Below are 16,379 nucleotides of genomic sequence, written 5' to 3' on the forward strand. Positions count from 1 at the left end.
GTGACAGACTCCATGTCTGGAAATACTGACGAACATACTAATCGACGGACTGTGCTGAAAGCACTCGCTGGCGGGAGTACGATGCTCTTGGCGGGTTGTACCGGCGGAAGTGGCGGTGGTTCGGGTGGCGACTCGGACGCCTCCGAGGGTGACTCGTCAGGCGGCGACTCCGATTCGTCGGAACAGACAGAGGCACCGGAACCCGCAGAAATCTCGTTCTGGACGACGCAGACCGAAAACGAGCGACAGCAAGTTATCAAGGGAATCGTCTCTGACTTCGCGTCCAGTCACGACCCATCGATGGAGATGGTCGCAGTCAAAGAAGACGACCTTCCGTCGCAAATCGCATCCGCACGTGCGTCCGATACGCTTCCTGCCGTCGCCGAGTGGGGCCTCGGGCCGATGCAGAAGCTCGGAACCGGTGGACTGCTCTCGAAGGAGTCTGCGGCCAACGTCATCGAGAGCGTCGGTCGTGACAAGTTCTACGAAGGCGCGCTCAAGCTCACCGAAGCACCCGACGGTGGCAATTTCGCCGTTCCGTTCCACGGTTGGCTCGAAGGATTCTGGTACTCCCAGAGCACCTTCGACGAGAAGGGTCTCGACGCACCGACGACGTGGGATTCGATTCTCGCCGCGGCGAAAGAACTCCACAACCCTGACGAGAACCAGTTCGGTATCGTCGTCGGGACGAAGAAGACGCCGTTCGCCCGACAGTGCTTCACGCCGTTTGCCCGGTCCAACGGCGCGCGCGTCTTCAACGAAGACGGAGAAATCGTCTTCGACAGTCCCGAGATGGTCGAAGCGCTCGAATACTACGCCGAACTCGCTGAGTACACGCCGCCGGGCAAGGACACGTGGAAGACGGCGAACAACACGTATCTCAACGACCAGTGTCAGCTCATCATGTACTCCACGTACATCATGGACGACGTCGCCGGCAAGAGTCAGTCGCTGGTCGACGACACCTCCTTCAGTCCGTACATCGAGAACGAACGTCGCAGTTCGTTCGGCCAGATTGTCACGCTGAACGTGCTCTCGTCGGGCACCGACAAGCAGCGTACGGCCGCCGAGTCCTTCGCAGAGTACGCCCTCTCCGGCGAGGAGTACGTCGATTGGCTCCACATGGCTCCCGGTGGAATGAACGCCGTGCTCAAGCCGACGGCACAGAGCGACGACTATCAGGACAACGAGACGCTCGAAGCGTGGGGCGACACCGTCGCGGACATCTCCAACGGCTTCGAGAACATCGAGCGATTCGGATACGTCGGCGGCAAGTCGTTCCCCGAACTGGGTAACATCACCAACAAGTTCCTCATCGCGGAGGCTGTCTCCCGCGTGACGAGCGGTGAAGACGCCCAGACTGTCGCGAACGAACAGGCCGAGAAGATGCGACAGGCCATCCAAGAGTAACTCCCTCACTGGTCACCCATTTATCATGTCCGTCAAGAACGCCGTTAAACCAATACTAAACCGTTCGGACCTCACCCTCGAACAGAAAGAGGCGCTCCTGGGGTACGGGCTGATTGCACCGGCGATACTGCTCGTCGCGGGCGTCATCCTCTATCCCGTGGGGTACAACGTTTACCTGAGCTTTACCGAAGTGCCGCTCAGCCCCGACGAGTCCCCCGTCTGGGTCGGACTCCAGCACTACCAGATGCTCTTTTCGAGCAGTGAGTTCTGGAGTTCGCTCGAGACGACGATTATCTTCACCTTCTTCAGCGACGCACTGGCCACACTGGGTGGCCTCGGTGCGGCGCTGTTGTTCAACCGAAAGTTCAAAGGCCGACGAATCGCCCGCGGCCTCATGCTCCTGCCGTACGTCGCCCCGCTGATTGCCGTGGCGTACGTCTGGCAGTGGCTGTTGGACCCGCTGTACGGATTGTTCCCGTGGTTCTTCAGCGACATCCTTGGTCTCTACGCGGGCGAAATCGACGTACTCAACAACGCCAAGACGGCGCTGTGGATGGTCATTCTCTTCGACACGTGGCGGTACTTCCCCTTCGCGTTCTTGATGATCATCGCCCGAGTGCAGTCGATTCCGAGCGACATGTACGAGGCCGCGAAAATCGACGGAGCGGGCGTGTTCGCCCGGTTCAAGGACATCACGCTTCCAGAGCTGAAGTACGTCCTCGCGACGGTGTTCTTGCTCCGGTGGATTTGGAACTTCAACAAGTTCGCAGACATCTGGCTCCTGACCAAACAGGTCAAAACACTCCCACTGTACGCCTATCAGACAGCCTTCGCGAACTACGCCATGGGTCAAGCCGCTGCCATCTCGATGGTCCTGTTCTTGGCGCTCATGGGGTTCGTGATGGTCTACGTCGGGGTGGTGCTGGATTGGTGATTCGACAGATGACGCCATTCGAACGACGAAACCAACGGAGGAACCAATGTTAGCCACGATACTACAGACGACGACAGAGAGCGCACGGACGACGATTCGAAGCTTCCAGTCCGTGTTTACCTCGGACAAAATCGAGAGCTCGCGGTTCGAACAGGTGGTGTTCTACCTGAGTCTCGGACTCACCCTGTTCGTCTCGCTGCTCCCGTTCTACTGGATGTTCGTCACGAGCTTCATGCCAGAGAGCGCGATATACGCGCTTCCACCGACCGTCTTCCCGGACGAGTTCACGCTCGCACACTACGAGAGCGTCTTCAGTCCCGAGACGTTCCCGTTCGTGACCTACTTCAAGAATAGTTTGATAATCGCGACAGTCACGGCGGGTATGTCGGTGCTCGTCGCCACCTTCGGGGCCTACAGCTTCGCGCGCCTCGAATACCCGGGCCGTGGACTGTTCTCGCGGGGCGTGCTCCTCGTCTACATGTTCTCGGGCATCCTGCTCGTCGTTCCACTGTTTCAGGTGGTCGTCTGGCTTGGCCTCGTGGACACGCTGGAGAGCCTCGTCATCACGTATCTCGTCCAGACGCTTCCGGTGTCGCTCTACATGCTCGGAAACTACTTCCGCAGCGTTCCACCGGAAATCGAAGAAGCGGCCATGATGGACGGCTACTCCCGGCTGGAGGTCATCCTCCGCATCACGCTGCCGCTTTCCGCACCCGCAATCGTCGCCGTGTTCATCTACACGTTCATGATTGCGTGGAACGAGTACCTCTTCGCGAGCATCTTCCTGAAGACGCAGGCGACGTTCACACTGCCCATCGGTCTGGACGCGCTCTCGTCCGGGTTCCACCAGGTGTGGGGACAGATTATGGCCGCGTCGATTATGACGAGCATCCCGATTATCGTGATGTTCATCTACCTCGAGAAGTACATGGTCCAAGGCCTCACGTTCGGGGCGGTGGAGGGGTAACATGTCGGTCGAAGACACCTCCCACGCGGAGTCCACCGACGTCGAACTCGGGGGTGCTGGTGAGTCGATTCGACTCGAAGGCATCCGAAAAGAGTTCGGAGACGTCACCGCCGTCAAGGACCTCTCACTCGATATTCGGAGCGGCGAGTTCCTCGTCCTTCTCGGGCCATCTGGGTGCGGGAAGACGACGACGCTCCGCATGATTGCCGGACTCGAGACGCCGACTGAGGGCGACATCTACATCGGCGACGAAGAGGTCACGCGGACGTTGCCACAGAAACGGGAACTCTCGATGGTCTTCCAGTCGTACGCCCTCTACCCGCACAAGACGGTCCGCGAGAACCTCGCGTTCCCGCTGAAGAAGATGGACCTCTCCGACGACGAACGGAGTCGGCGTATCGAACGGGCGGCGGAGGTTCTCGAGATTAGCGAGTTGCTCGACAAGGAACCCGGCCAACTCTCGGGCGGGCAGCGACAGCGCGTCGCCCTCGGACGCACTATCATCCGTGAGCCTCGCGCCTTCCTGATGGACGAACCGTTGTCGAATCTCGACGCAAAGCTCCGCGTCCACACGCGAAGCGAACTGCGCGAACTACAGCAGGACCTCGGAACGACCACCGTCTACGTCACCCACGACCAGGAAGAGGCGATGAGTCTCGCAGACCGAATCGCTATCCTGAACGACGGTGAGATACAGCAGGTCGGCGCGCCGGAAGAAATCTACCAGAATCCCGCGAACGAGTTCGTCGCTGGATTCCTCGGCGAACCGGCGATGAACTTCTTCGACGTCGCACAGACCCCGGAACGCATCGAACTCTGTGGTGACGACCCGGTCCCACTCACTGGACCGGTCCCTGCACCGACAGCGCGAATCGGCATTCGCCCAGAACACGTGGCACTCGCGTCGCAGCACACGGACGACGAGGCGCGGACGCCGGCGTTCTCGGCGGACCTCCTCGTCGTCGAACCACTCGGAAACGCCTACGAACTCGAACTCGAACGTGGCGGCGTGCAGTTCACCGCACGCGTACGGTCGCTCCCCGACGAGGTTCGGACCGCAGACAGCGTCGACGTGGTCTTCGAGGCAGATAGTCTCAACACCTTCGACGCAGACGGGAGTGCCCTGACGACAGCAGGAGGTGAGACCGATGGGTGAGTTAGAACTCGACGGTGTGACGAAAATCTACGACGACGCACAGGGGACGGAGACGGCAGTCGATTCGGTCGACCTCACCGTTCGAGACGGTGAGTTCGTCGTCCTCGTCGGCCCCTCCGGGTGTGGGAAATCGACCACGCTTCGGATGCTCGCCGGCCTCGAAACGGTCACAGACGGGACGATAGCAATCGACAGTGACGAAGTACAGGAACTCGCGCCGAGCAAACGCTCCGTCGCGATGGTGTTCCAGTCGTACGCTCTGTACACCAAGATGACTGCCCGTGAGAACATGGGCTATGGGCTCAAACACTCCAGCACTCTCTCGAAAGCAGACCGGCGACGGAAGGTCGAAGAGATTGCGGAGTTGCTCGACATCACCGAACTGCTCGGCGATAGGCCCGAAGAGATGTCCGGCGGGCAGAAACAGCGCGTCGCCCTCGGGCGTGCCATCGTCCGCGACCCAGAGGTATTCCTCCTCGACGAACCGCTGTCGAATCTGGACGCCAAACTCCGCTCGAAGATGCGGACGGAACTCCAGCGATTACAGGAGGAACTCGACGTCACCACCGTCTACGTCACCCACGACCAGACGGAGGCGATGACGATGGCCGACCGAATCGTCGTGATGGACGACGGCGAACTCCAACAGGTCGCTCCGCCGGAGACGGCGTACGACCACCCGGTAAACGAGTTCGTCGCGACGTTCCTCGGAAGTCCGGCGATGAACACCTTCGAGACGACGGTCCGTGTGAACGGTGAGACGACGTCGTTCGTCCGGAACGGAACTGTCTTCGCGGAACTCCCATCTAGTGCCGTCTCTCTCTCGAACGGTGACCGCGTCACACTCGGTATTCGCCCCGAGGACGCCACACTCGACACCGATGGCGACGGGACGTTCACCGCGTCGGTTACCGTCTCCGAGTACCAGGGGAACGACAACTTCGTCCACCTCGACGTCGGTGACGTCGAACTGACGACTCGCGTCCCACCGGTCGTCTACCCCGACGCTGGTGACGACGTAGGCGTTACTGTTTCCCCGGAGGACGTATATCTCTTCGATATCGACAGCGGCCGTTCCATCAAGACTCGCGGCCTCACAGACAGCGAACCATCGATCCGAACGCCACCATCGACCGACTGACATATCTGAATATGGCTAGCAACTCCCCGAATTCATCTGCAGCGGACAGCGGAACCGACTCGACGGATTTCGACGAAGACGAACTACTGCGCCCGCAGTTCCATCTGGACGTGCTCGACGAACTCGTCTACGAAGCGTCCGGTGATGCCGAGGGTGCCGTCCCACTCGCGAGTGACCCCGACCACCGATATCCGTACGCCTACCCACGTGACATCGCGTGTATCACGCGCGCGTGGCTGGCAGCGATTCGCGCAGGTATCGACGTCGAACAGTCTCGTACTCACGTCGTCGACGCCGCTCGCTTCCACCTCGCCGTTCAGGACGACGACGGCGCGTGGCAGCAACGGTACGCACTCGACGGCACCGACAAAGGAATCTACGTTCAGGAAGACAACGTCGCTCACGGCCTGCGCGTCGTCTCGCACGCCGTGTTTGCACTGGACGAGGCAGACGCGTGGTCGGACGTCGACGACGACTTCGGAGACGCTGTCGTCGATGCAATCGGCCGAGCAGTGGAGTACGCGCGCGAAGAACTGTACGACCCGAACGCACACCTCGTCGAGAGTACGACGTCGATTCACGAGGGCAGAATCGAGTCTGGCTACACGCTGTGGGTCAACAGTGCGTTCGTGAGCGCGCTCCGACAAGCGTCACGTGCGCTCACGGTTCTCAGTGCCGAATCGACCGACGCCGCGGCCCGAATCGACGACTTCCTGCCGATCCTCGAAGGTGGCGTCGAACGCGCGTTCACCAGTCCACAGCAGGTTCCACGTCGGTACACTCCCGAAGGAGAACTCGACTTCCGCCCCGACGTGACGCTGTTTTCACCGTACTACTACGGACTCTCTGACCTCTTTGGCGACGCCGCCGACGAGGCAGCACAACGCGCTTCGAAAGCGCTCGAAGACCCACGTCTCGGTGGACTCCAGCGGTTCCTCGGGTTCCATCGAGATTTCGAAGTCCACCAACACGGGGGGAACGGTCCGTGGATGCAGTACACGGCGTGGCACGCGCAGTATCGGTACGACCGAGGGGAAACAAAGGCTGGAGACGAGATTCTCCAGAACATCGTCTCCTACGCAGACGACGACGGCTACATCCCCGAGCATCTGACGACGCGCGCCCGTTTCGAGTCGTTCGTCGAAAACGAGTGGGACACCGGCCTCGACTTCGAGAAAGAGTTCGACGATGCGGCCCTCAGAGACGTGTCGTTCGACCTCGTGGCCGAAGAACTCGGTCACATGCGTGACTCTTACGAGAGTATTGCAGAGCGTGTCGAGACGGACGACGTGGTCGGATTCGCCCGCCCACTCGCCTGGTGTCACGCCGAGTTCCTGGCCGCCCTCGTTCGGAAGGACGCGTAGGTCTGTTCGCCGACTCCTCGAACGAACACCGCCTGCCGGCGGAACATCTTTCACCACCCTTTCGGCACGTATCTAACAGCAAATCAACACTCCACGCACAATGAGCGACACACGAGACTCCATCCGACAGCACGCATCGACCTTTAGAGACCCACGGTGGGTGTATCAGCACCTCACGAACGTCCTGAAGTTCTACCACCCGACGTGCATCGACACGACGTACGGCGGGTACATCCCGCAATTGAGCGACCACGACGGAACTATCTACGACTCGCGGTCTAAACTGCTCCCGGCGACGTGCCGACTGGTGTTCAACTTCAGCGTCGGGTCGATGCTCGACGGGCCGGCGTGGTGTGAACAGGCCGCAGAACACGGCCTCTCGTACCTCGTGAACCAGCACCGAGATGCCGAGACTGGTGGCTACGCGTGGGTGATGAACGGGAGAGACGTCGAAGACGCCACACGCTCGACCTACGGTCACGCGTTCGTCCTGTTCGCACTCGCGTCCGCTGGTACGGCCGGAATCGGTGACGTAGACGAATATCTCGACGAGGTCACAGAGACTATCGAAGAACACTTCTGGGAACCCGACCCGGGGCTGTTCCGCTCGAACCTCGACGCCGACTGGAACCCGGTTTCGACCTACCGTGGCCAGAACGCGAACATGCACATGTGCGAGGCGCATCTCGCCGCGTACGACTACACCGGCGACGAACACTACCTCGACAGAGCCTACACCATCGCGGAGAACCTCGCCCTCACGCTCTCGGACCGGGGTGACGGCCTGCTGTGGGAACATTACACCGAAGATTGGGAACTCGACTGGGAGTACAACCGCGACCAACCGGGACACCTCTTCCGCCCGTGGGGGTATCAACCGGGCCACCTCTTGGAGTGGAGTAAGTTGCTCGTCTCGCTTTCACACCACCGCGACGAGGAGTGGCTCGTCGAACGGGCGGTTCGGTTCTTCGACGCCGCCGTCGAAAACGGCTGGGACGACGAGTACGGCGGTTTCGTCTACAACTTCGACAGAGACGGCGAGACCATCGAGGACGACAAGTACTACTGGCCACTCGCCGAAGGCATCGGAGCGACAGTACTTCTGAACGACGCGACTGGTGAGGAGCGATTCCTCGATTGGTACGACCGAATCTGGTCGTACGCGTGGGAGAACGTGGTCAACCGCGGCAACGGAAATTGGTACTTCAAACTCACCCGAGAGAACGAGATTCACTCCGACATCGACGACTCACCCGAGGTGAAAGTCGGGTATCACCAAATCAACGCCTGTTACGAAGTGCTTCGGACCGCCGGAGACGTCGACTGACTCGCGTCCCAGTTGGCGATTTTCACTTCGCCACCGCGACGCCCATCTCGGCACCGGCGATGGCCATCTCGCCACTGCGACGCCCGTCTCACCACCGCGACTCGATTTTGTCCATCTTGCACTGGACACAGAGGTCATCTGCAAAACACGAGATACTGTCGTACGGGCAGTCGTGTTCTTCGACGGCGACGCGCATACTCCGTTTTTTTTGCTCCCACATCGACTCCCACGTGTCGATATTCATCTCTGCGGACGTGAAGACGACGTCGTCGTCTCTGTCGATGATTTTCGCCGCGGCAACCTCGTCTTGGTGTTCTCTGACCACCTCGATTGCGTCCGCATACGACGAACAGCGGTGTTCTTCGACACCGTCTTCGTCGTCCATGAGACGGACGGTAATCCGACCGTCGTACGTTTCGGTCGGTCGGAGTGAGTCGGTCGGGGGTGGACCGTCGATCATAGTCGAATGTCGTTCAATTGGTAGATAAATCCACGCACCGACGAGAAAATGGCCACTGCCTGGCTTTCTCAGTACGTCTCCGACGTAGCCGTGCCGATGGATATCCGCACGAGTTCGTTCTCGGGCCACTCCTCTTCGCCGGCGTCGTACTTCTCGTTAATTCGTCGGGTCGCCTCTCGTGTCGCCTCGTCGTCTTCGACGATGGTTGCCGTCCCGAGCATCGTCACCCGCCACCGTGCTTCCCCGTCGACGTCCTTCTGAATCGAGAGTGCGACACGAGGGTTCGATTTGACGTTAGCGAGTTTCCGCCCGGCAGTGAGAACTTCGACGACGTCGGCGTCTTCGTCGTAGTCGTACCACACCGGTGCGACGTGAGGCCGTCCGTCCGAGCAGGTTGCGAGATGTGCCATGAGAGGTTCGCCCGTCACCAACTGGACGATTTCGTCGGAAACCACTGCCATAGTTTCGAAGTACGAACAACACGCATTAACAGTATCTCCCAGACCCTCTCCCTCTTTCTCCCTCTCCCAGACCCTCTCCCTCTTTCTCCCACTCGCCCACCGACGTGACGGCCGTCGTGCGTGCCTGCTACGGCAACTCGTACACGTCAGACCGCGTGTGGCGCAGACTCTGCAGTTCCCGCCGCGTCTCGTCGAGGTAGTCGAAGTCGAGTGTGGCCGTAATCGTCTCGGGTTGGTCTTTGGCTTTCGAGATGACGTTGCCCCACGGGTCGACAATCATCGTTCGGCCGTAGGTCTGCGGTGCCGACGGTTTGTCACCGATTTGGCCGGGGGCAATCACGTACGATTGAGTCTCGATTGCGCGCGCACGTAAGAGCGGTTCCCAGTGGTCTTTCCCGGTGAACATCGTGAACGCAGAGGGGACGAGGAGGACGTTCGCTCCACGGTGGGCGAGCGTCTGGTAGAGATTCGGGAACCGAAGGTCGTAGCAGATAGAGAGTCCGAACGTCGCGAGGTCCGTCTCCACTGTCACTGCTTCGTCACCGGGTGCGACGCGGGCGGACTCTTCGTACTCTACGTTGCCGTCGATTTCGATATCGAAGAGGTGCACCTTCCGGTAGGTGTCGAGGACGTCCCCCTTGGGGCCGAGGAGTACTGACGTGTTGTACACTCGGTCTGAGTCGGGGATGTGCTCGAAGAAACTGCCCGTGTGGACGTAGACGTCGTGTTCGCGCGCTTTGTCGGCGAACTGCTGGACGAGTTCCCCATCGACCGATTCCGCAACCTCCGGGTAGCGGTCTTTCGGACCGATGTAACTCATCATCTCGGGGAACGCGACGAAGTCGGCACCTGCCGCCACTGCGTCGTCGACGAATCCGAGTGCCCGGTCGATATTCTCCTGTTTGTCGTCTTGCGAGTCCATCTGACACGCCGCGGCCACGAACTGAGACATCTCGGGTGTACGTTGTGTGCGCCGAGCGTATTGTATTGCCCCCCTCGTGTCACCACGGGAACATCGGTACGAACGTTTATCATTCACGGTCTGATGTGTTGGGTTATGCCGAACGGGCGGGACTCGGACTCAGTACCGCAGACGGACACGTTGGACGGTATCAGCCCGTCTGCGTCGTTCGTCGAACGAGCGACCGTTGCAGACGACGGCCTCTACGAGACGTTCGACCGGGAGTGGCCCGACTGCTGGGACGTTGCGGCCGAACGACTCGACTGGGATACCCGATACGACACGGTCCTCTCGGAAGACGAGTCCGCCTTCCAGTGGTTCCCCGGTGGGACGCTAAACGCCTCCTACAACTGTCTCGACCGGCACGTCGAAACCGGCGGCAAGAACCGCGTCGCTCTCAAGTGGGAGAGTCGCGGTGGTGAGACGCGAACGTACACCTATCAAGACCTCTACCGCGAGGTAAACGAGTTCGCGGCGGCACTGCGTGACCTTGGCGTCGAAGAAGACGACGTGGTGACGCTCTACATGCCGATGATTCCGGAACTGCCCATCGCCATGCTGGCGTGTGCTCGACTCGGTGCGCCACACAACGTCGTCTTCGCAGGACTGTCCGCGGACGCGCTGGCGACGCGACTGGAGAGTGCGGAGTCCCCGTATCTGGTCACGTGTGACGGTTACTACCGGCGGGGCAACCCGATACTCCTGAAGCGCAAGGCGGACGACGCTAGACTGAGTGTCGGACACGACATCCACGAAACGGTCGTCGTCGACCGACTCGGTGGTGAGACACACCTCGGAGCGTCCCAACACGAGTACCACGAACTGGTCGACGCACAGGCAGGTGCCGTGGTCGAACCGGTCGAGCGAGCGTCGAACGACTGTCTGTTTCTCATCCACACGTCGGGAACGACTGGCGAACCGAAGAAGGTCAAACACACAACCGGCGGCTATCTCGCTCACGTCGCGTGGACGGCCGAAACCGTCCTGGACCTCGGCCCCGAAGACACGTACCTGAGTACGGCGAACATCGGATGGATCAGCGGCCACTCCTACGTCGTCTACGGCCCACTCGCACTCGGGTCGACCGTCCTCATGTACGAGGGGACGCCGGACTATCCAGACAAAGACCGTATCTGGCGACTCGTCGAAGAGAACGCCGTCGACGTCTTCTACACGGCACCGACGGCCATCCGCTCGTTCATGAAGTGGGGCGAGGAGTATCCCGAGCAACACGACCTGTCGAGTCTTCGACTCCTCGGAACGGTGGGTGAACCAATCAACCCCCGCGCCTGGCAGTGGTACTACGAACACGTTGGCAACGAGGAGTGCCCCGTCGTGGACACCTGGTGGCAGACGGAGACGGGCGGGATGATGGTGACGACGCTTCCGGGCGTCTGTGACATGAAACCTGGGTCGGCAGGGCCGCCGCTGCCGGGTATCGACGCCCAAATCGTCGACGAGAGCGGCACTCCCTGTGCACCGAACGACCCCGGGTACCTCGTCGTTCGTCGTCCGTGGCCCGGCATGCCACTGGCACTCCAGCGGGGGACTCGCTGGGCGGAACAGGAGCGAACACCGGTCGATATCGACGACTGGGTGTACTTCAGCGGTGACGGCGCGAAAGTCGACGACGACGGCTACATCACGGTCCTCGGCCGTGTGGACGACGTCATCAACGTCTCGGGACACCGCCTCGGAACGATGGAGATAGAGAGTGCTATCGTCGACGTCGAGGACGTCGTGGAAGCAGCAGTCGTGAGCGTCGACGGTCCGACCGGTGGTGGCATTCACGCGTACGTCACGTTGGCGTCGGGTGTCAGCGGCAACGACGCGGTACGCGAGAGAATCAACACACGAATCCGCGACCGAATCGGTGCGATTGCGACGCCACAAGCGATTATCTTCACCCCCGACCTGCCGAAGACGCGCTCGGGGAAGATTATGCGACGCTTCCTCGAGAACATCACGAACGGGGAGGCGTTCGGCGACACCTCCACGCTCCGCAATCCGGAAATCGTCGGGGAGTTGGAATCTATCGTCAGCGAACGGACCGGCGATTCGGGCGAATGACGAACGATTTCGCTAATTCGAATTGAGCGAAATCGCTATCGTAGGGGCACTAGCGGTTCGTCATCGATTACTTAGAGTCGCTCACAGAGGAAGTACCACCGCAATCAGAACGATTTTATTCGTTTTCGAAGTAGATAGCGAAAAATGGGACGACGAGGCAGTGGGTCGAACCCGATGTCGGAGTGGGAGACGACCTACTCCCGTCTGCGGCGGGCGACTGAGACGTACCGCGAAGAACTCGTCCTCCGATTGGGTGCAGAGGCAGGATTACAACCCAGTGAGATGAGTGTGCTCAGGCCAGCAGACGTCTCTGACCGCCCGCACCGGCCCGCTGACCTCTACTCACTCACTGTTCCAACTGACGGCCGAACCACGTATCTCTCGGCGGCAGTCGAACACGACTTCAGGAAGTACGTCGGTGTCAACGACGTCGACGAGACTGACCGCGTGTTTCCGGTGACGCCCCGGAGATTGCAGATGCTCGTCTCGACGGTTGGCGAACGTGCCGCCGAGAAGACCGGACAAGACGAACTGGCGGATATCTCCTCGCGTGACCTGCGTCGGTTCTTCGCTCGCCGTCTCTTGGACGACGGCGTCCACCCGAGCGTGGTGATGAAAGTCGGCGGATGGAACTCACTGGAGAGTCTCGACCCGTTCGTCGCGGAACCGTCAGCGCCGGACGTCGTCGCCGCGCTCGCCGAGGACCGAACCGTCCAGCCTCACCCGGAACCCGGTACTGACAGGAGGCTCACGGCCGTTCTCGAACTCGCCGACGAGGTGAGTGATGCCCTCGTGGGAGCGACGACGAAAGACGGCCTCGAAGAGACGCTCTGTGAGCGACTCGGTGGGTCGAGCGTCTACCGCTTCGCGCTGGTTGCCCCCACTGACCCCGGTACTCGGACGTCGCGTACCGTCGTCGGACTCGACGAGACGGTTTCTAGCGAGTTTCTGGATGGGTTGGACGGTTCGTCACCCGGTGACGAAGAGATTCGTGCGGTTCGGACGGCGAACACGGACCTCTCCAGTCGCCAGCGACCGGTCGCAGTCACGTCCGTCCCACTCGTCCACGGCGAGACGTCGTTCGGGCGATTGTATCTCGGCACGTCACCGGGGGCCGTTTCGGACCGCGAGCGGGCATTGCTGGCGTCGCTCGGCCGACAGGTCGGTGCGACGCTCGCAGCAGTCGAACGAAAGAAACTCCTCGTGGCGGATACGGTCACGCAACTTCGGTTCGTCTGTTCCGACGAAACCGACGTGTTCGTCCGTCTCTCGGCGACACTCGGGTGTACGTGTTCACTTCGTGGTGTCGCACCCATCGAAGACCGCTCACTGCTCTGTTTCCTCGCGGTGAGTGACGTTCCGACCGAACAGGCGTTCGACGAACTCGACACCGCACCCGAAATCTCGAACGTTCGGCTGATTCGTGACCGGGGCGAGAACTCACTCCTCGAAGTCGTCCTCTCGGGCGATTCGCTTTTGACCGCCGTTACGGCACGCGATGGGACTGTCTCCGAGTTCACCGCCGACGACGGTGCTGCCCGATTCGCCGTCGAACTCGCGAACGAAGTCCCACTTCGGACTGTCGTCTCGGAGTTGACAGACGCCTACCCCAGTACCGAACTCCGTTCGAAGCGAGAGGTCGAACGAACACCACAGCACTCGACTGACTTCCGCGACTCTGTCGAGACGCAGTTGACAGACAAACAGTACTCTGCCCTCCGAGCGGCGTATCTGGCCGGCTATTTCGAGTGGCCGCGAGAGAGCACTGCCGAGGACCTTGCGGACTCTATCGACGTCTCGTCACCGACGCTCCACCAACACCTCCGGACCGCCCAACAGAAACTCTTGACCTCGTTTTTCGACGACGGTGAATGACACACTAAATCCTTAGGGATGAGCGAGGAGTTGTTCGTCGCGACACAACCGTATGTTGAATTATATAATCTAACAAACCATTCAATATCGCGCTATATGAGGCCAGAAATACAACGAACGCCGATGTCTGGTCAATCGTACTGAATACCTTATAGTTAGATATCCCCCTTATACCCCTTACTGTTCCTTGTTGTCACAGAGCATGTCTGACGAAAATCAGGTAGAACTCGAGGCACGACTCGAAGAGCAGGAAGTGTTCGAGCCATCCGAGGAGTTCGTCGCACAGGCGAACGTCTCGGACCCGGATATCTACGAGGAGTTCGAAGAAAACTGGCCACAGAGTTGGGAACGCGCGGCCGAGATGATAGATTGGGACGAGTCGTACGACGAGGTGCTCGACGACTCGAACCCGCCGTTCTACAAGTGGTTCACGGGTGGCAAACTCAACGCCTCCTACAACTGTGTCGACAGACACGTCGAAAACGGCGACAAGAACCGCGTCGCCATCAAGTGGGAAGGCGAACACGGTGAGACGCGAACGTACACCTATCAGGACCTCTACCGCGAGGTCAACGAGTTCGCGGCGGCGCTCCGGGCACAGGGCGTCGAAGAAGACGACGTGGTGACGCTCTACATGCCGATGGTCCCCGAACTGCCCATCGCCATGCTCGCGTGTGCGCGTATCGGCGCACCGCACTCGGTGGTCTTCGCTGGGTTCTCTGCCGAAGCGCTCGCGACTCGGATGAACTCCGCCGACTCGCGGTGTCTGGTCACGTGTGACGGCTACTACCGCCGCGGCGACGCCCTCGACCACCTCGACAAGGCGAACGAGGGACTCGACGGGGTGGACCACGGCGTCGATTCGGTCGTCGTCGTCGACAGACTGGGTGAGGACGGATTCGACCACGAACTCCGTGGCAACCAGCACGACTGGGACGACCTGATGGCCGAACACGCCGGCGAACGCGTCGAACCCGTCGAGCGCGACGCCGAAGACATGCTCTTCTTGATGTACACGTCGGGGACGACGGGCCAGCCGAAAGGTGTCAAACACACCACCGGTGGCTATCTGTCGTACGCGACGTGGACGTCCCACGCTGTCCTCGACATCGAGAAGGAAGACACCTACTGGTGTTCGGCAGATATCGGCTGGATTACCGGCCACTCCTACATCGTCTACGGACCGCTCGCTCTCGGGACGACGACGGTGATGTACGAAGGGACGCCGGACTTCCCGAACCGTGACCGACTCTGGGACATCATCGAGAAGTACGCCGTCGACATCTTCTACACGGCACCGACGGCGATTCGCGCCTTCATGAAGTGGGGAAGCAGGTTCCCCGAGCAACACGACCTGTCGAGCCTTCGACTCCTCGGGACGGTGGGTGAACCAATCAATCCGCGCGCGTGGAAATGGTACTACAAGCACATTGGCAACGAGGAGTGCCCCGTCGTCGACACGTGGTGGCAGACGGAGACGGGCGGGATGATGGTGACGACGCTTCCGGGCGTCTGTGACATGAAACCTGGGTCCGCCGGGCCACCGTTGCCGGGTATCGACGCCCAAATCGTCGACACGTCGGGTACGGAAGTCGACGCTGGTCGTGCTGGGTATCTCACGGTGAACAAGCCGTGGCCGGGGATGCTCCGGACGCTCTACAAGAACGACGAGCGGTTCGTCCAGGAGTACTGGCAGGAGTACTCCGACGTGAACAGCGACGACTCGGACGACTGGGTCTACTTCCCCGAAGACGGTGCGAAAGTCGACGACGACGGCTACATCACGGTCCTCGGCCGTGTGGACGACGTCATCAACGTCTCGGGCCACCGCCTCGGAACGATGGAGATAGAGTCCGCTATCGTCGGCGTCGAAGGCGTCGCAGAAGCGGCCGTCGTCGGCGCGAATCACGAACTCAAAGGCGAGGCGGTGTACGCCTACGTCATCACCGAAGACGGTGCCGAGGGCGGTGAGGAACTCCGGGGTCGGATTATCGAGGGTGTCGAGGACGCTATCGGCCCGATTGCACGCCCCGAAGAAGTCGTCTTCACGCCCGAACTGCCGAAGACGCGCTCGGGGAAGATTATGCGCCGCTTGCTCGAAGACGTCGCGAACGGCGAGGAACTCGGCAACACCTCGACGCTCCGCAACCCGGAAATCGTCGACACCATCGCACGACAAGTAGAGCAACAGCGCAACTGAGCGCTCCCTTCTGTTCCCCCCTGACCACGCTCACCCCCTGACCACACTCACCC

The 16,379-nt window shown here is 60.6% G+C and carries 13 protein-coding genes; 10 read left to right on the forward strand and 3 right to left on the reverse strand.

The features are described from left to right. The first annotated feature begins 12 nt into the window (after positions 1–12). From ACK3R5_RS16195 to ACK3R5_RS16225, 7 genes are all read left to right on the forward strand, one after another. Positions 13–1,410 carry an ABC transporter substrate-binding protein gene (locus ACK3R5_RS16195; protein ID WP_411968834.1) on the forward strand — a complete coding sequence of 466 codons (1,398 nt, stop codon included), beginning with the start codon at positions 13–15 and terminating at the stop codon, positions 1,408–1,410. 25 nt (positions 1,411–1,435) lie between these two features. Next, positions 1,436–2,344, forward strand: a complete 909-nt coding sequence (locus ACK3R5_RS16200; protein WP_411968835.1) for a carbohydrate ABC transporter permease — start codon at positions 1,436–1,438, stop codon at positions 2,342–2,344. Positions 2,345–2,390: 46 nt separating this feature from the next. Next, positions 2,391–3,311, forward strand: coding sequence for a carbohydrate ABC transporter permease (locus ACK3R5_RS16205; protein ID WP_411965974.1), 921 nt, complete (start codon positions 2,391–2,393; stop codon positions 3,309–3,311). Position 3,312: 1 nt separating this feature from the next. Then, positions 3,313–4,467 carry an ABC transporter ATP-binding protein gene (locus ACK3R5_RS16210; protein WP_411968836.1) on the forward strand — a complete coding sequence of 385 codons (1,155 nt, stop codon included), beginning with the start codon at positions 3,313–3,315 and terminating at the stop codon, positions 4,465–4,467. After that, positions 4,460–5,608, forward strand: coding sequence for an ABC transporter ATP-binding protein (locus ACK3R5_RS16215; RefSeq protein WP_411968837.1), 1,149 nt, complete (start codon positions 4,460–4,462; stop codon positions 5,606–5,608). The genes ACK3R5_RS16210 and ACK3R5_RS16215 overlap by 8 nt, the downstream gene beginning before the upstream one ends. 11 nt (positions 5,609–5,619) lie before the next feature. Then, positions 5,620–6,972, forward strand: a complete 1,353-nt coding sequence (locus ACK3R5_RS16220) for a glucoamylase (RefSeq protein WP_411968838.1) — start codon at positions 5,620–5,622, stop codon at positions 6,970–6,972. 100 nt (positions 6,973–7,072) lie between these two features. Then, on the forward strand, positions 7,073–8,299 hold the full coding sequence (locus ACK3R5_RS16225; RefSeq protein ID WP_411968839.1) for an AGE family epimerase/isomerase: 1,227 nt from the start codon (positions 7,073–7,075) through the stop codon (positions 8,297–8,299). 88 nt (positions 8,300–8,387) lie between these two features. Here ACK3R5_RS16225 and ACK3R5_RS16230 read toward each other — a convergent pair whose 3' ends face one another. The 3 genes from ACK3R5_RS16230 to ACK3R5_RS16240 form a co-directional block, all read right to left on the reverse strand. Beyond that, the gene (locus ACK3R5_RS16230; RefSeq protein ID WP_411965968.1) at positions 8,388–8,759 is read right to left on the reverse strand and encodes a hypothetical protein; all 372 of its coding nucleotides are present in this window, start codon (positions 8,757–8,759) and stop codon (positions 8,388–8,390) included. Between the two features lie 68 nt (positions 8,760–8,827). Then, positions 8,828–9,220 (reverse strand): pyridoxamine 5'-phosphate oxidase family protein, encoded by a 393-nt coding sequence (locus ACK3R5_RS16235; protein ID WP_411968840.1) that lies wholly within the window; start codon positions 9,218–9,220, stop codon positions 8,828–8,830. 127 nt (positions 9,221–9,347) lie between these two features. Next, positions 9,348–10,172 (reverse strand): carbon-nitrogen hydrolase family protein, encoded by an 825-nt coding sequence (locus ACK3R5_RS16240; protein ID WP_411968841.1) that lies wholly within the window; start codon positions 10,170–10,172, stop codon positions 9,348–9,350. A 105-nt stretch (positions 10,173–10,277) separates the two neighbouring features. On the opposite strand from ACK3R5_RS16240, the gene acs (ACK3R5_RS16245) reads away from it, so the two are divergent. The 3 genes from acs (ACK3R5_RS16245) to acs (ACK3R5_RS16255) all read left to right on the forward strand — a co-directional run bounded on the left by acs (ACK3R5_RS16245) (position 10,278) and on the right by acs (ACK3R5_RS16255) (position 16,326). Then, on the forward strand, positions 10,278–12,251 hold the full coding sequence (gene acs, locus ACK3R5_RS16245) for an acetate--CoA ligase (protein WP_411968842.1): 1,974 nt from the start codon (positions 10,278–10,280) through the stop codon (positions 12,249–12,251). Between the two features lie 144 nt (positions 12,252–12,395). Continuing rightward, positions 12,396–14,126 carry a bacterio-opsin activator domain-containing protein gene (locus ACK3R5_RS16250; RefSeq protein WP_411968843.1) on the forward strand — a complete coding sequence of 577 codons (1,731 nt, stop codon included), beginning with the start codon at positions 12,396–12,398 and terminating at the stop codon, positions 14,124–14,126. Positions 14,127–14,328: 202 nt separating this feature from the next. Continuing rightward, complete coding sequence (gene acs / locus ACK3R5_RS16255; RefSeq protein WP_411968844.1) at positions 14,329–16,326, forward strand: acetate--CoA ligase; 1,998 nt, start codon at positions 14,329–14,331, stop codon at positions 16,324–16,326. Positions 16,327–16,379: the final 53 nt, after the last annotated feature.

It is taken from the genome of Haloferax sp. YSSS75, from assembly GCF_046764215.1.
Taxonomy (GTDB): Archaea; Halobacteriota; Halobacteria; order Halobacteriales; family Haloferacaceae; genus Haloferax.

Bases quoted from the DNA above. Each gene is read 5' to 3' on its own strand.
- ACK3R5_RS16235 (WP_411968840.1), bottom strand. From the start codon at position 9,220: ATGGCAGTGGTTTCCGACGAAATCGTCCAGTTGGTGACGGGCGAACCT.
- ACK3R5_RS16220 (WP_411968838.1), top strand. From the start codon at position 5,620: ATGGCTAGCAACTCCCCGAATTCATCTGCAGCGGACAGCGGAACCGAC.
- ACK3R5_RS16225 (WP_411968839.1), top strand. From the start codon at position 7,073: ATGAGCGACACACGAGACTCCATCCGACAGCACGCATCGACCTTTAGA.
- ACK3R5_RS16250 (WP_411968843.1), top strand. From the start codon at position 12,396: ATGGGACGACGAGGCAGTGGGTCGAACCCGATGTCGGAGTGGGAGACG.
- ACK3R5_RS16200 (WP_411968835.1), top strand. From the start codon at position 1,436: ATGTCCGTCAAGAACGCCGTTAAACCAATACTAAACCGTTCGGACCTC.
- acs (WP_411968844.1), top strand. From the start codon at position 14,329: ATGTCTGACGAAAATCAGGTAGAACTCGAGGCACGACTCGAAGAGCAG.
- ACK3R5_RS16240 (WP_411968841.1), bottom strand. From the start codon at position 10,172: ATGTCTCAGTTCGTGGCCGCGGCGTGTCAGATGGACTCGCAAGACGAC.
- ACK3R5_RS16215 (WP_411968837.1), top strand. From the start codon at position 4,460: ATGGGTGAGTTAGAACTCGACGGTGTGACGAAAATCTACGACGACGCA.
- ACK3R5_RS16195 (WP_411968834.1), top strand. From the start codon at position 13: ATGTCTGGAAATACTGACGAACATACTAATCGACGGACTGTGCTGAAA.
- ACK3R5_RS16230 (WP_411965968.1), bottom strand. From the start codon at position 8,759: ATGATCGACGGTCCACCCCCGACCGACTCACTCCGACCGACCGAAACG.
- acs (WP_411968842.1), top strand. From the start codon at position 10,278: ATGCCGAACGGGCGGGACTCGGACTCAGTACCGCAGACGGACACGTTG.
- ACK3R5_RS16205 (WP_411965974.1), top strand. From the start codon at position 2,391: ATGTTAGCCACGATACTACAGACGACGACAGAGAGCGCACGGACGACG.
- ACK3R5_RS16210 (WP_411968836.1), top strand. From the start codon at position 3,313: ATGTCGGTCGAAGACACCTCCCACGCGGAGTCCACCGACGTCGAACTC.